This window comes from Chryseobacterium sp. CP-77 (genome assembly GCF_036362765.1).
Lineage (GTDB): Bacteria > Bacteroidota > Bacteroidia > Flavobacteriales > Weeksellaceae > Chryseobacterium > Chryseobacterium cupriresistens.
Genome location: NZ_CP143637.1, coordinates 3,629,847 through 3,645,924, shown reverse-complemented (window position 1 = coordinate 3,645,924; position 16,078 = coordinate 3,629,847). Strand labels below are relative to the sequence as shown.

Sequence of the window (16,078 nt, the reverse complement as noted above, 5' to 3'; positions counted from 1 at the left end):
CAAAATATGGAAATGTTTTATGCCGAATTCAGCTTATTTAAGTATTTTAGAATCGCATAAAGATAAAAATACATAAATTTGCAGATTATAAATAATAGAAAATATGAGTTGTGGATGTAAAACATCCGGCGATTCTGCACATTCTTGCGGCCCTAAAAAAACCGCAAATGGCTGTGAAAATGTAAATACCTGCGGGAATAGTTATAAATTAAGTGTTTTTGACTGGCTTTCTAACATCAACAATCCGGCACCTAACAGGTGTGATTTTGTAGAAGTTAGGTTTAAAAATGACAGAAAATCGTTTTATAAAAATGTAAATAATATTCCTTTACATATAGGTAGCGTAATTACAGTAGAATCAAGTCCGGGACACGATGTAGGCGTAGTAAGCCTTACGGGAGAATTAGTAAAGATTCAGATGAAAAAGAAAAAGTTTTCTGAAGAATCGGCACTTAAAATATACAGACAGGCCAACCAAAAAGATCTTGAGGTATGGCAGGAAGCAAGAAAAAAAGAAGATGGCGTAAAGCTTGAAGCAAGAAAAATTGCACAAAGATTAGGCCTTGAAATGAAAGTTACTGATGTGGAATATCAGGGGGATGCTTCAAAAATCACCTTTTACTACACCGCTGATAACCGGGTGGATTTCAGACAATTAATCAAAGATTATGCTGGAGCTTTCCGTACTAAAATTGATATGAAACAGATTGGTTTCAGACAGGAAGCAGCCAAGGTGGGCGGAATCGGATCTTGCGGACGTGAACTTTGCTGTTCTACATGGCTTACAGATTTCAGGTCTGTAAACACCAACGTTGCAAGATATCAACAGCTGAGCATCAACCCTCAGAAACTTGCAGGACAATGCGGTAAGCTTAAATGCTGTCTTAACTATGAGCTTGACAGCTATCTGGATGCGTTAAGCAACTTCCCTTCTTCTTCAACTACTTTGGAAACAGAGAAAGGAAAAGCATTCTGTATCAAAATTGACGTGTTCAAAAAGAAAATGTGGTTTGCTTATGTGGATAGTTCAATTGCATGGTATGATTTCGATATTGATCTTGTTAAAAAACTGATTTCAAAAAACAAAAGAGGAGAAAAAACGCTTCCTCTTGAAGATTTGAAACAGCCGGAAGCCTCTACTCATACCATTGACCTGATCCAGGAAAATAATGTGGACCGATTTGAGAAGAAAAACAGAGGAAACAGAAACAGGAATAAGCAGAATAACGGACAACAGGGATCACAAAACCAGAGCCAGGGACAAGGACAGAAAAGAAACAGACCGGACAAAAACGAAAGGCCCGAAAGATCTGAAAAGACCGAAAACCCAAATGCCCAGTCTGCCAATCAGCCAAGACCTCAAAAGCAGCACCCACAGCAAAAAGCACCTGTGGAAAAAGCAGTGAATAATTCTGATGCTGATAAGAAGCCACAGAGCAATCCAAACAAGAAGAAATTCAAAAAGAGATATCCTCCAAAAAAAGATAATAATGCATAAAATTTTAGGATTACTGTCACTTATCCTTTTCTTTAGCTGTAACTCTTCCTCAGGAGGAGACATCATTATGAATTCCGTTGATAACAAATGGAATAAGAAAAGTGAACAAAAATTTAATCTTGAAATTTCAGATCCGCAGAATCCTAAAAATATTATATTTGTTGTAAGAAATAACAACAATTATCCTTACAGCAATATAAGGTTTATAGTGAATTTCACCAATCTCCAGAACAAAAAAAAGGAAACAGACACCTTGAATTATGTTCTGGCAAAACCCAACGGAGAATGGCTTGGTACAGGGTTTGGTGATACGAAGGAAACTTTATTTCAGTATAAAGTAAATTACCAGTTTCCGGGAAAAGGAAAATATGAAATCGGCCTTACCCAGGCGATGAGAAACGACAACCTTCCGGGAATTGAGGACATTGGGGTAAAAATAGAAACGGCTAAACCGTAACCATAAATGGAAGAAAACAAAAAAAATGCAGGAAATAAGGGGAAAACATTTCCTCTGCCTCCCAAGAAAAAGAAAGATACCTCCTGGAGAAAATGGGTTTCATTTATTTGGATAGGACTCATTGCGGTAGTTCTTGGAATTTCAGGACTTTTCTTTTCGGTTTCCCAGGGATTCCTTGGTGAAATGCCTGATGTAAAAGAACTTGAAAACCCGGACATCTTTGTTGCTTCTGAGATCATTTCTTCAGACGGAGTAACCTTGGGTAAATTCGAAAAAGAAAAAACTCAGCCAATTGTTTATAAGGACCTTCCTCCTTATCTTATTTATGCTTTACAGGCTAAAGAAGATGAGCGTTTCAAAGAACACTCGGGAATCGATTTATATTCCGTTGCCAGAGCGGTAGCTTATGGTGGTGGACGTGGTGGGGGTTCTACCATCACCCAGCAGCTTGCCAAACTTCTTTTCACAGGAAATGCTTCTCAGAATAAAGTTCAAAGAGCATTCCAGAAGCTGAAAGAATGGGTTGTAGCAGTAAGCCTTGAAAAAAGATACACCAAAGAAGAGATTATCACTCTTTATTTCAATAAATTCGATTTTCTTTTCAATGCCAATGGTATTGAAATGGCTTCCAGAGTTTACTTTAACAAGAAAACTTCCGAGCTTACATTACCTGAAGCGGCAACCTTTGTAGCCATGCTTGAGAACCCAAGAAAAAATAATCCTTACAGGTATCCTGAAAAGGCTAAAGAAAGAAGGAATGTAGTATTGGATCAAATGCAGAAAACCGGATATATTGATGCGGCAACCTATGAAAAAGCAGCCAATACACCGATAGAAGTGGATTTCCACCCTATTAAAAGTATCACTGACGGATATTCTGCTTATTACAAATTTTATCTGAGAAAAGAGATTGATAAATATCTTGAGGCTCATGAAAAAGAAACCGGTAAAAAACTTAACCTTTATAAAGACGGTTTAAAAATATATGTGACCCTTGATTCTAAAATGCAGAAATACGCGGAAGAATCAATTAAAGAACATTTAACAGATCTTCAAAAAAGATTTGATGCAGAACAGCGAGGAAGAAAGAACAGACCTTTCTACTATCTGAACGACAAACAAATCAATGATGTGATGGTTCAGGCAATGAAAAGAACCGGCCGTTACAAATTACTGAAAGCTGACGGAATGCCTGAAGATTCTATTATGATGGAGTTCAAGAAACCAATCAAAACTTCACGATTCACATGGAATGGAGAAGAAGAAGTGGAAATGTCTCCATGGGATTCTATCAGATATCACAAACAAATTGCACAGGCAGGTCTGATGTCTATGGTTCCGGGAACCGGAGAGATCAAAGCCTGGGTAGGAGGTATAGACTGGCAGCACTTCCAATATGATCACATCAAGCAAGGTAAAAGACAGGTGGGATCTACATTCAAGCCTTTCGTATATGCCACTGCGATTATGAAACTGGGAATGACCCCTTGTTCAGCTGTTTCTAACGGAACTTATGATCATAACGGATGGCATGTACCGGGAAGAGGCGGAATGCTAACTTTAAAAGACGCATTGGCACATTCTCAAAACCCTGTTGCCGCAAGACTTATTGAAATGACAGGAGTGGACGCTGTAATCCAGACGGCAAGAGATCTGGGAGTAACAGAAGATATTCCAAGAAACAATACAATTGCTTTAGGTTCATCAGACATTACAATTTACGAAATGCTTGGTGCTTACAGTACTTTTGCCAACTATGGTAACTATAACAAACCAGAAATGATCTGGAGAATTGAAGATGCCAACGGTAGGGTGATCAAAGAAGTAAACGTGGAGCCTAAGGAAGTAATGAACCCAATGTATGCTTACACCATGATTGAACTGATGAAGGGTGTTGCACAATACGGAACCGCTTCCGGAGAGCTGGGAAGAAGAGGAATTTCAAAGGCTGTAGAAATTGCTGCCAAAACAGGAACAACTCAGAACAACTCTGATGGATGGTTTATGGGAATTACTCCAAAACTGGCAACCGGAGCATGGGTTGGATGGGAAGACAGAGCCACCCACTTCTTTGGAACAGGAGAAGGTCAGGGGGCAAGAATGGCATTACCGATCTGGGCAATTTTCATGAAGAAAGTATGGGCTGATAAGAGCTTGGGAGTAACTCCTGATGACAAGTTCGTAAAACCTTCAGACTGGAAAGACGGATGTTCAAACCTTAAAGGATTAAGCGGAGGATATGGAGACGAAGGAAGCCTTCAAACCATTGATGAGATCAAAAATCCAAGGCCAGTAGATCCAACGCCTAAAAAACCAACAGAAAAGAAAGAGGATAATATCAATGAAAACCTTCATTCTAATGATGAAGTAGATTTCAATAAATAAATTCTCTTTTAGAAATATACAAGACCTTTCAATAATCTGGAAGGTCTTTTCTTTTATAATTAATACCTTTGAAGCATGAATATCGAACGCATCAGACAGCCATTTATTGAAACTTTTCCCGGTGATTTTTCCAACAACCCTATGCAGAGAAACACTCCAAAGGTTTTATTTGCAACCATTAAACCTGCAGGCTTTGATAAACCTGAACTGATAGCTTTTAACGAAGCATTATCAGAGGAAATAGGCTTGGGAAAATATGAAGATAAAGACCTGGACTTTCTGGTGGGGAATAACCTTCCGGAAAACGTCCGAACCTATGCCACGGCTTATGCAGGACATCAGTTCGGAAACTGGGCAGGACAACTTGGAGACGGAAGAGCCATTCTTGCCGGTGAAATTATCAATGAGGCAGGAAAAAAGACCGAGATTCAATGGAAAGGAGCCGGAGCAACACCCTACTCCAGACATGCCGATGGAAGAGCTGTGTTAAGATCTTCTGTACGTGAATACCTGATGAGTGAGGCCATGTATCATCTGGGCATTCCTACAACCAGAGCGCTTAGCCTGGCTTTCACAGGTGAAGATGTAATGCGTGACATCATGTATAACGGAAATCCAAAACCGGAAAAAGGTGCAGTGGTTATCAGAACTGCTGAAAGTTTTTTACGTTTCGGACATTTTGAACTCATGTCTGCCCAAAGAGAATACAACAATCTTCAGGAACTTGCCGACTTTACCATTGAAAACTATTATCCGGAAATTACATCAACTGACGACAAAAAATACAGAGACTTCTTTGAAAAAATATGTACCCGGACTGCCGACTTGATGGTTGAATGGTTCAGAGTAGGCTTTGTACACGGAGTGATGAATACAGACAACATGTCTGTTCTCGGATTAACGATTGATTACGGCCCCTATTCCATGATGGATGAATATGATTTGAATTTCACTCCTAACACTACAGATCTTCCCGGAAGAAGATATGCTTTCGGAAAACAGGGACAGATCGCTCAGTGGAATCTCTGGCAGCTGGCCAATGCTCTTCATCCATTAATCAAAGATGAAAAGTTTTTGGAAGATACTTTAAATACTTTTGGCACCTATTTTTGGGAAGCCCACGACCAGATGCTTTGCAGAAAATTCGGATTTGATCAGCTGCGAAAAGAAGATGAGGATTTCTTCACCAACTGGCAAGGTCTTATGCAAGAGCTTCAGCTGGATTATACTCTGTTTTTCAATCAACTGGTAAAAACAACTCAAGAAACCAATATATCAGAGCACTTTAAAGAGGTCTCTTATATTATTTTGGACGAAGAAAAGCTGGCAAAACTTAATAATTTCATCAAAAGTTATAGGTCAAGATTAGAATTAAACTCTATTTCCAAAGAAGAATCTTTAGCCATGATGGAAAAAACAAACCCAAAATTCATCCTTCGAAATTATCTTCTTTACGAATGCATCGATGAGATCAGCAACGGTAAAAAGGAAATGTTGGAAAAGCTTACCAAAGCTCTTGAAAATCCATATCAGGAAATCTACCCTGAATTCTCCGTCAGAAGACCGTCGGGATATGATGATACAGCGGGATGTTCCACACTTTCATGCAGTTCGTAATTGATTATTATTCATAAAAAATTAAAAAACATGTAATTATTTTCATTTTTTTATTACATTTACTATCAACTTTAAACGTAAACCAAATGAAAACAAAATTACTATTCATCTTCTTAGTCTCTTCTTTATTGGGAAATGCGCAGATTCTCTCAGAGACTTTTCAGGGCACGACATTTCCTCCAACAGGATGGACAACGGGAACAAATGTAGCTTCAAGACCTTGGGGATTCACCACCACAATCTTCAATGCAACTGGACAAGCAACATTTAATATCACAGATGGAAAATCTGCAGGTATCGGATGGATTGCCCAGGCACAGGATGCTCACTTAACAAGTCCTTCTTTCAGTTTAGTGGGAACAACAAACCCGGTCCTAAAGTTTAACGCGAAAATAGGATACGAATACATGGTTGATCCTAATCCTAATGGAGATTTAAAAGTAGAAGTGTCCACTGACGGAGGAACCACATGGAACCAGGTATGGGTTGAAGAAAATTATGGATTATTTATCGATTATGAAACATTGGCAATTACGGTGAGTTTAACTCCTTATGCAGGACAAGCCAATGTCAAATTCAGATTCCATTATGTAGCTAATGACGCGGATAGTCTTTCAATAGATGATGTACAGGTTTTGGCAAATGGCACATTATCTACTCAGGAAACAAATGCCAAAGTAAAAGACATTACCAGCATCTATCCGAATCCGACAAAAGGAGAAATCAACATCAGAGCTGATAAAAAAATCAAATCTGCCACAGTGATTGATGCGAGCGGAAAATCCCTACTCAATAACGCTTCAGAAAGATTAGATATTTCGTCACTTCCAAAAGGAACTTACTTACTAAAAGTAGACTTCTCTGATGGAACATCCAAAACCGAGAAAGTAATCAAACAGTAAGAACGTTTATACAAACTTTTACAACCACCAATTTTGGTGGTTTTTTTATTTTACTTTTGCAAAAAATTTGACACGTGTCTTATATCAAAACAAAATTTATCCATTTTTTAAAACTGGTTTTCCCATCCACCTATACCGAACTGGCAATATTTCTGTTTTTCATGATCTGTTATGGAATATTAGGGTCTTATATAGCCCTGCATTACAGAATTATTTTTGACAGCAGAATTCCATGGGACGCTTATTTCAGTTTTGATAATAAATCGATCCTTATGACAGGAGGCAGCTTTGAAAGACACCCTCTGTCCTACTACTTTTTTAACTGGGTAAGAGAATTTTCATTATTTATTTCAGGAGGAAAAATGGATGCCAGCTTCAGACTCACGCTGGCATGGCTCAGCAATATCATCATCACATTGAATATTGTTCAGGTATTTAAATATGTAAAGAATATCATTCAGCTTCCTTTATGGTTATGCCTTTTAATCATCCTATTCTTTGGAGCTTTTTCCACTAATATCATCTTGTCATTCACCCCGGAAAATTTTACCTACACTTTATTTTTACTCTCATTATACAACCACTATGCAGCAATAAAACTAAAGAAGGAAGAGAAAATCCCCGCAACAGCCTTATCACTGGCTGGGATTACTATCGGAGGGCTTACCATTACAAACATTGTAAAAGTTTTCATCCCACTTTTGTTTGAAAAAGGACTTTTCAGAAACTGGAAAAAATTCGGAAATGCAGCGCTTAGAGTAACAGTCTCTATGATCTGTTTTGTACTTCTTTATTTGAACAGAATTGATTTTAAATATCAGAATATTTTTTCAAAAACCAACCAGCAATATGAAAAGTTCTCCAATGTAAAGTCGATGCCGGCATGGGATATGATCCTTTCGTTCTTTTTCGGAGGTAATATTCTTTTCCCCGGATTTATTATGTCAGACAAGCATAATATGAAAGGCTTTAATTTCAAAGGCCTTTACATGGACCTTTATTCGTCAGTGTTTCCTTACTTTTTTGTAATCCTGCTGTTGATTCTGATCATTTGGAGTTATTGTAAAAATTTCAAAAATAAATGGGTTCAGGTGATTGCCATTTCATTTTTCATTGACATTGCGATCCACTGTGTGATGAGGTTTGGTCTTCATACTTCCTACATTTACGGAGGACATTTTGTTTTTGTATATCCTTTGCTTTTAGGATGGCTCTTTTTTGCTTACAGATCATCACCTAAAATCATGTCATTGCTAACGTTAACGGTTGTAGTGTTATTCATTTATCTGCTCGCCTGTAATATTTTCAGAATGACAGAATTTTTCTGGTTTATGGAACATTATTACCAATAAAAAAAGCTGAGAATGTTTTCTCAGCTTTTTGTTTTTTATGTTGAAATAAATTCTTTTATTTTGCTTCGGCACAGAAAATTCTATACTGTACTGCTACTGCAGATTTAAAGTATTCTCTGATTCTGGAAAGATCACTGGCAGCACTTTGTTTTGTGAAATAACTTCCGGCCAAAATCTTATAGTTGGGTCTTAAAGACGCATCTGTTTCCACTTTCAGGTTGGGAAATCTTTTTCTGAAATAAGACTTCACCTCATTGGCTTCTTCATTACTTTTCACTGTTGTAATCTGAATTTTAAACCCTAAAATTCTAGGATTTTTCTTACAGATTTCAGCATTGGTAAGTTCTCTGCTTGGCACAAAGATCTTAGGTGGTTTTGTACTTATTCCTGTAGAAATTCCACTATCATTATTACTGAAATCTCTGGAAGAATTTGTTGGCGCAGCTTTAGCACATTTCCCTTCAATTCCTTCCAAAGCAGCATTTATTTTGGAATCCATTGTCATTACAAGCTCTGTTCCTGACAGGGTATCCTTTTTAACAACTTGCTGTGCTTCAATATTATAAAATCCAAATAATGATAATATCGAAAATATTTTGATTAGATTTCTCATTTAAACTTGTTTCCGCAAATTTATACAAATTAAAAAACTATACCAAACTGGTTATTTAGAATCAATACAAATTAAACGTAAATGATATTTTCCCTTTTCGATATACCGTTAAATTCCTGTTAAAAATATTATTTTTGCGGAATTGATTGAATGTTCAATAATTTACTAACATAAGATAATTTAAATGATTAGTTGGAGAAAGCATTATAAAAAAACGTTGATCGCGATAGGCTTATTGCTATCAACCAGTGCTTCATTTTACGGGCAAGACGGCGATCCTAAAAACGGAGAGAAACTTTTCAAAGCGAATTGTACTGCATGTCACGCGCTGGACAAACAAGTTGTAGGACCACCATTAAAAGGGGTTGTAGAACGAGTAAAGACAGAAGGTGGTGTAGACAAAGATTGGCTTCACAAGTGGATCAAAGACAACAAAGCTCTGAGAGCTTCTGGGGATAAATACGCTAATGAGATTTTTGAAAAGTTTAATAAGACTGAAATGCAGGTCTTTCCAAATCTTACAGATAAGGATATTGACGACATTTTAGCTTTCACAACTAACCCTCCTGCTCCGGAGGAGAAAAAGCCGGAAGCAACTCCTGCAACTGACGCTGCTGCGGCAGCACCTGCAGACAAAACTACAACAAACGTTGTCATCATTTCACTTTTAGCGATCGCAGGTTTACTGGTTTGGATCTTGGTTAAACTAAGACAATTGGTAAAACTGGGTCAGTCTGAAGATTTAGCGGGACTTAATGAAACAAGAGTTCGTTCTTTCAGTGAAATGTATGAGAAGTTCCACTTCATTGGTAAAGGTCTATTGGCAATCCTTGCTATTTTGGCTGCTTACGGAGTATGGAACTGGCTAATGTGGATCGGTGTTTACAAAGGGTACAAACCTGAACAGCCTATCTACTTCTCTCACAAAATCCACGCCGGAGAACAGAAAATTGACTGTCAGTTATGTCACTCCAGTGCTAAATACGGAAAAGTATCAGAGATTCCTTCTATGAACGTTTGTATGAACTGTCACAGAACAATTTCTGAATACAACGCAGATCACTACATGGAGCCTGGAAAAGACAAGGCATTCTATGACGGTGAAATCCAGAAGATCTACGCAGCAACAGGTTGGGATCCTGCAAAACAACAGTACACAGGAAAAACACAACCGGTTGAATGGACAAGAATCCACAACATGCCAGACTTCGTTTACTTCAACCACTCTCAGCACGTAATTGCTGGGGAACAGGCGATCATCAATTCTTTCAACAAAAAGAATCCTAACAACAAAATTGATGTTGTATGTAAAGCTTGTCACGGTAAAATTGATACAATGAATGTTGTTCAGATGGCTAACGACTTTACTATGGGATGGTGTATCGAGTGCCACAGAACGACTGAAGTTGATATGAACAACGGTTATAATAAAGAGTACTTCAAAAATCTACATGACAAGTTGAAAAAACAATATCCACAAGATGGAGGTAAGATCACTGTAGATGCAATTGGAGGTCTTGAGTGTGGTAAATGTCATTATTAATAACTAAAAAATTAGAAGTATAAATGGCTTCAAACAAAATACAATTCAGAAGTATTCATGAACTTAAAGATCCGGCTTTGAATAATAAGCTGGCTCAGAAAGAGTTTCAGGAAGAAATTCCGGTAGAAGATTTCCTTGGAGATGCTGAGAAAAACGGATCAAGTACTTCAAGAAGAGATTTCCTTAAATTACTAGGATTCTCTACAGCAGCAGTTACCTTAGCTGCCTGCGAAGCTCCGGTAATCAAAACGATTCCTTACGTGGTAAAACCGCATGATATTATTCCGGGAATCCCTAATTATTACGCTTCAACCTATTTTGACGGTTTCGACTTTGCTAGTGTTTTAGTAAAAACCCGTGAAGGTAGACCTATCAAAATTGAACCAAACCCAGCTGGCGGCGATTTAGGTAAAACTAACGCAAGAGCTCAGGCAAGTGTACTTTCTCTTTATGATAATGATAAAGTAAAGCAGCCTAAACTGGATGGTAAAGATGAAACTTTCGATAAAGTAGACAGTTTTGTTATTAAAGGTTTGGAAGAAGCTAAAGCGTCTGGCAAAAAGATTGTGGTTTTATCACACTCTTTTGCTTCACCAACTTTCAAAAAGTTATTCGCTGAATTCAAAGCTAAATATCCTACAGCTGAATTAGTAACGTATGATGCTTTCCCTTACTCTGCAGGATTAGATGCAGCTCAGGAAGTATTCGGACAAAGAGCATTACCTGTTTATGACCTTAAAGGTTCTGAATTGGTAGTTTCTTTCCAGGCTGATTTCTTAGGAGACTATAACGCTTCAAGCTTAGAAACTTCTTATGCAGCAGCTAGAAAGCCAGGACCAAACATGTTGAGACACATTCAGGTGGAATCTAACATGTCTTTAACCGGTGCTAATGCTGACTCAAGATACAGATTAAAACCAAGTGCTGTAAACAAAACTTTAGTTGAAGTTTACAACGCAATCGTAGGTGGCGGTACTTCTGATAAGACTGCAACTAAAATTGCTAACGAATTGAAAGCAAAAGGCAGCAAAGCTGTTGTTTTTGCTGACGGTTCTAAAGGAGCACAGGTTTTAGCACACTTAATCAACCAGAAATTAGGTTCAGTAGCTTTCACAGGTAAAGCAAACTTCCTTAAAGAATTTGACGGAGCAAGATACCAGGAATTCCTAGGATGGGTAAACGGTGGACAAGTTGGTGTATTGGTTACCAACAACGTAGACCCTATCTATTCTCATCCAAAAGGAGAAGATTTCAAAAAATCTTTATCTAAAGTTCCTTACGTAATTGCTGTAGCAGATAAGAAAAATGAAATGTACAAAGCAGCGAAAGCTGTAATTCCTGTAGCCAACTGGCTGGAGTCTTGGGGAGATATCGAACCACAGACAGGAGTATATTCATTAATGCAGCCTACGATCCAGAAAATCTACAAATCAAGACAGATTGAAGAATCTCTATTGGTATGGAAGAATGGAAAAAACAATGCAGCAAACAACTACTACGATTATTTAAAAGCAAACTCTGCTTCTCTTCTAGGTGGTACTTCTTTCAACAAAGCATTGTATAACGGGATCAACGCTTCTACCAACGCAACTACTTTAGCTTATGCAGGTGGAAACGCTGCTCAGGCTGTTGCTGAACTAGGAAACTTTAAAGCTTCTGAATTAGAATTAGTATTATACACTAAGACTTCAATGGGAGATGGTACTCAGGCAAACAACCCTTGGTTACAAGAGTTACCTGACCCAATCACAAGAATGTCTTGGGATAACTATCTGACAATTTCTCCAAAAGACGCAGAAAAGTTCGGAATTGATAACGATCTTAACGCTAGAATGCAGCTGGATGGTTCTATTGTAAACCTTACTGTAAACGGAGTAACAATAAAAGATGTTCCTGTATTCGTACAACCAGGACAAGCTGAAGGATCTGTAGGTCTTGCACTTGGTTATGGTAAGAAAAACTCAGGAGCAACTGCTGATACCGGTGTAAATGCTTATCCTTTATTTGACGGTTCTAACCTTGTGCTTTCAGGTGTTAAAATTGAGAAAACAGGAGAAGATCACGAATTCGCAGGTATCCAGCTTCAAAATACATTGATGGGTCGTTATGAAATCGCGAAGGAAGTTCCTTTGGCAGATTTCATCAACGTAGCTTTCGATGACGAACACAAAGGATGGAACAAACCTTTGGAATACCACACGATCAGCGGAGCACTTCCAGCGAGAAAAATAGACCTTTGGGATGCTTTTGATGATACAGATGGTCCTCACTTCAACTTATCTATCGACCTGAACTCTTGTACTGGTTGTGGAGCATGTATTATTGCTTGTCAGGCAGAAAACAACGTTCCTGTTGTAGGGAAAGAAGAAGTAAGAATGTCCAGAGATATGTACTGGTTAAGAATTGACCGTTACTATTCTTCAAGACAAACGGTAGAAGTATACGAAGGATTAAAAGAAGGAATGGCTGTACCAGAATTATACGGTACTGCATTCAACAAAGAAGGAGGTGCATTGAACCACCCTGCTGATAATCCTGATGTGATCTTCCAGCCAGTAATGTGTCAGCACTGTAACCACGCTCCATGTGAAACTGTATGTCCGGTAGCGGCTACGTCACACGGTAAGCAAGGTCAAAACCATATGGCTTACAACAGATGTATCGGTACAAGATATTGTGCAAACAACTGTCCGTACAAAGTAAGACGTTTCAACTGGTTTACTTATAACCTAAATGACAAGTTCGATTTCAACATGAACAATGATTTAGGAAGAATGGTACTTAACCCGGACGTAGTTGTAAGAACTAGAGGGGTAATGGAGAAATGTTCAATGTGTATCCAAATGACTCAGAATACAATTCTTGAGGCTAAGAAAGAAGGAAGAAGAGTGAAGGATGGAGAATTCCAGACTGCTTGTTCTAAAGCTTGTTCTACTGGAGCAATGACATTTGGAGACATGAATGATAAAGATTCTTCGATCAGAGAGCAATATGCATCTAACAGAAGATATTATTTACTAGAGGAGATCGGAACAAAACCAAACGTGTTCTATCACACTAAAGTAAGAAACAGAGTAGAAAAATAAAGTTTAAATAATAAATAGGTAAAAAATGTCAGGACATTACGAAGCTCCGATAAGGGAACCTCTAATTATTGGTCACAAAACTTATCACGATATTACAGAAGATATCGCACGACCTATCGAAGAAAGAGCAGGTAAATTATGGTGGATCTCATTATATGCTGCACTAGTTCTATTCCTCTATGGATTCGGCTGTATCGCTTACACTATCGGGACAGGTATTGGAGCATGGGGGCTTAACAGAACTATTAACTGGGGTTGGGATATTACCAACTTCGTATGGTGGGTAGGTATCGGTCACGCCGGGACCCTAATCTCCGCAGTATTATTATTATTTAGACAGAGATGGAGAATGTCTGTAAACAGATCTGCAGAGGCGATGACGATCTTTGCGGTTGTACAGGCAGCAATCTTCCCTGTAATCCACATGGGTAGAGTTTGGGTTGGATACTGGGTATTCCCTTTACCAAACCAATTCGGTTCTCTTTGGGGGAACTTCAACTCTCCTCTACTTTGGGACGTATTTGCGATCTCTACGTATTTCTCAGTATCAACTGTATTCTGGTTCATGGGACTAATCCCTGACTTTGCAATGATCAGAGATAGAGCGAAAACTCCTTGGACTAAGAAAATTTATACATTCCTTGCATTCGGTTGGGGTGGTAAAGCAAAACACTGGCAAAGATTCGAAGAACTTTCTTTGGTTCTTGCAGGTTTGGCAACTCCGCTTGTATTCTCAGTACACACTACCGTATCTTTTGACTTCGCAACTTCGGTAATTAAAGGATGGCACTCAACAATCTATCCTCCTTATTTCGTTGCCGGTGCGATCTTCTCAGGATTTGCAATGGTACAGACCCTATTGTTGGTTGCAAGAAAAGTATGTCACTTAGAAGAATATATTACAATGTATCATATCGAAATCATGAACATCGTAATCATCTTAACAGGTGGTATGGTAACTGTAGCTTACGCAACTGAATATTTCATCGGATGGTACTCAGGATCCAGATTTGAAGATTTCACATATCTTTCTCCGGGTGCTGCTGTAGGACCTTACTGGTGGGCATTCTGGTCATTGATCATCTGTAACCTTGTTATTCCTGCTTCTTTCTGGTTCAAGAGACTAAGAACGAACATTATCTGGACATTCATTGTTGCATTAATCATCAACATCGGTATGTGGTTCGAGCGTTTTGATATCATCGTTATCAACCTTTCAAGAGACTACTTACCAGGATCATGGACTATGTTTAAGCCAACGATCATTGATGTGGGTGTATACTTAGGAACAATCGGATTCTTCTCTGTATTATTCTTATTATACGCAAGAACATTCCCTGTAATTGCACAGGCTGAATTAAAATCGATTTTGAAAATCTCAGGTGAAACTTATAAAGCAAAAGAAGGAGATGAGCACCACTAAAATTGTATACGGACTTTATGCTGACGACGACGATTTAATGAACGGCGTTAAAGCATTCAACGATAAAGGAATCGCAATCAACGAAGTTTATACTCCGTTTCCGGTTCACGGACTAGACAAAGCTTTAGGTCTAAAGAAAACCAGAATTTCTGATGCTGCTTTCATCTATGCTTGTTATGGTGTAACGATCGGTGCTACTCTTACCTGGTATGTGATGAATCACGACTGGCCTCAGAATATCGGTGGTAAACCAGCTTTTGACTGGGGACACAACATGCCGGCATTCGTAGTTCCAATGTTCGAATTAATGGTATTCTGTGCAGCTCACATGATGTCTTTAACTTTCCTGGTTAGAAACAAAATGTATCCAGGAGCTCCTGCTCAGAACCCGGACCCAAGAACTACTGATGATAAATTCATGATGGAATTCGTAACTGAAGATGTAGAATCTGTAAAACAGTTGCTTATTGAAACTGGAGTTGAAGAAATAACTGTTAAAGACGCTTAAAATGAAAAAGAATGTATTAAAAATTACAGCGGTTTTAGGTTTAACAACAGTTTTACTTAACTCTTGCGGACCAAAGGAGAACACTCCGTTGGTATATTTCCCGGACATGTATTTTCCGGTAGCTTATGATCCATTGATGAAAGCTCAGGATGCTTACTCAGATCATGAAAATGAAATTCCTGCTTTTGTTAAAAATAATGGTGCAACAGGTCTTTCTCCGGTAGAAGGATCAGTTGCTCAGAATAAAGATGGAGTTTTTGAAGAAAGCTTATTACCTAAAAATGTTGACGAGTACAACGCAGGGTATGAAGCCTCTAAAAAACTTACAGTATCTCCTTTGAACCCAGCTAATGCAGCGAAGGATCTTGAAAGAGGTAAAATATTGTTTGATCACACTTGTGCTGCATGCCACGGAACAGGAGGTGACGGACAAGGACCTATCGTACAAAGTGGAGCATTCTCCGGAGTGCCAAACTATGCTGACAGAGAACTTACTGTAGGATCTGTTCATTATGTATTAACAAACGGTAGAAATGCCATGGGATCTTATGCGGGACAATTGAACGCAGGAGACAGATGGAGAGTAGCAATGTATGTGATGAGTGCTTTCAAAAAAGGAGCAGCAGCACCGGCAGCAGCTACAGCGGCGGCACCAGCAACAACTGAAACGACTACCGAAACTAAAAAATAAGAA

At 38.5% G+C, this 16,078-nt stretch carries 12 protein-coding genes; 11 read left to right on the top strand and 1 reads right to left on the bottom strand.

Going from position 1 to position 16,078, the window contains the following annotated elements; all coding sequences use genetic code 11:
- Positions 1 to 103: 103 nt before the first annotated feature.
- The 6 genes from V0410_RS16275 (at position 104) to V0410_RS16250 (ending at position 8,211) form a co-directional block, all read left to right on the top strand.
- Positions 104 to 1,498 carry a PSP1 domain-containing protein gene (locus V0410_RS16275; protein WP_330744883.1) on the top strand — a complete coding sequence of 465 codons (1,395 nt, stop codon included), beginning with the start codon at positions 104 to 106 and terminating at the stop codon, positions 1,496 to 1,498.
- The gene (locus tag V0410_RS16270; RefSeq protein ID WP_047426948.1) at positions 1,491 to 1,955 is read left to right on the top strand and encodes a gliding motility lipoprotein GldH; all 465 of its coding nucleotides are present in this window, start codon (positions 1,491 to 1,493) and stop codon (positions 1,953 to 1,955) included. Before V0410_RS16275 ends, V0410_RS16270 begins: the two co-directional genes overlap by 8 nt.
- Before the next feature lie 6 nt (positions 1,956 to 1,961).
- The gene (locus tag V0410_RS16265; RefSeq protein ID WP_330744882.1) at positions 1,962 to 4,340 is read left to right on the top strand and encodes a transglycosylase domain-containing protein; all 2,379 of its coding nucleotides are present in this window, start codon (positions 1,962 to 1,964) and stop codon (positions 4,338 to 4,340) included.
- A 75-nt stretch (positions 4,341 to 4,415) separates the two neighbouring features.
- Positions 4,416 to 5,957 (top strand): protein adenylyltransferase SelO, encoded by a 1,542-nt coding sequence (locus tag V0410_RS16260; RefSeq protein WP_330744881.1) that lies wholly within the window; start codon positions 4,416 to 4,418, stop codon positions 5,955 to 5,957.
- Positions 5,958 to 6,043: 86 nt separating this feature from the next.
- Positions 6,044 to 6,859: a T9SS type A sorting domain-containing protein gene (locus V0410_RS16255; protein ID WP_330744880.1), complete on the top strand. Its 816-nt coding sequence runs from the start codon at positions 6,044 to 6,046 to the stop codon at positions 6,857 to 6,859.
- A gap of 74 nt (positions 6,860 to 6,933) precedes the next feature.
- A complete protein-coding gene (locus V0410_RS16250; protein ID WP_330744879.1) occupies positions 6,934 to 8,211 on the top strand; it encodes a DUF6080 domain-containing protein in 1,278 nt (425 codons plus the stop codon).
- Between the two features lie 55 nt (positions 8,212 to 8,266).
- Here V0410_RS16250 and V0410_RS16245 read toward each other — a convergent pair whose 3' ends face one another.
- Positions 8,267 to 8,824 carry an SPOR domain-containing protein gene (locus V0410_RS16245; protein ID WP_330744878.1) on the bottom strand — a complete coding sequence of 186 codons (558 nt, stop codon included), beginning with the start codon at positions 8,822 to 8,824 and terminating at the stop codon, positions 8,267 to 8,269.
- A gap of 184 nt (positions 8,825 to 9,008) precedes the next feature.
- Between V0410_RS16245 and V0410_RS16240 the strand changes: the two genes are divergently transcribed.
- From V0410_RS16240 to V0410_RS16220, 5 genes are read left to right on the top strand one after another with little or no spacing between them, the layout of a single operon-like run.
- The gene (locus V0410_RS16240) at positions 9,009 to 10,367 is read left to right on the top strand and encodes a c-type cytochrome (protein ID WP_110009111.1); all 1,359 of its coding nucleotides are present in this window, start codon (positions 9,009 to 9,011) and stop codon (positions 10,365 to 10,367) included.
- A gap of 23 nt (positions 10,368 to 10,390) precedes the next feature.
- Positions 10,391 to 13,453 carry a TAT-variant-translocated molybdopterin oxidoreductase gene (locus V0410_RS16235; RefSeq protein WP_330744877.1) on the top strand — a complete coding sequence of 1,021 codons (3,063 nt, stop codon included), beginning with the start codon at positions 10,391 to 10,393 and terminating at the stop codon, positions 13,451 to 13,453.
- A 25-nt stretch (positions 13,454 to 13,478) separates the two neighbouring features.
- On the top strand, positions 13,479 to 14,876 hold the full coding sequence (gene nrfD, locus V0410_RS16230) for an NrfD/PsrC family molybdoenzyme membrane anchor subunit (protein WP_034691792.1): 1,398 nt from the start codon (positions 13,479 to 13,481) through the stop codon (positions 14,874 to 14,876).
- The gene (locus V0410_RS16225) at positions 14,863 to 15,384 is read left to right on the top strand and encodes a DUF3341 domain-containing protein (protein WP_027371993.1); all 522 of its coding nucleotides are present in this window, start codon (positions 14,863 to 14,865) and stop codon (positions 15,382 to 15,384) included. The genes nrfD and V0410_RS16225 overlap by 14 nt, the downstream gene beginning before the upstream one ends.
- Position 15,385: 1 nt before the next feature.
- Positions 15,386 to 16,075 (top strand): c-type cytochrome, encoded by a 690-nt coding sequence (locus V0410_RS16220; protein WP_110009109.1) that lies wholly within the window; start codon positions 15,386 to 15,388, stop codon positions 16,073 to 16,075.
- The last annotated feature ends 3 nt before the right edge of the window (positions 16,076 to 16,078 follow it).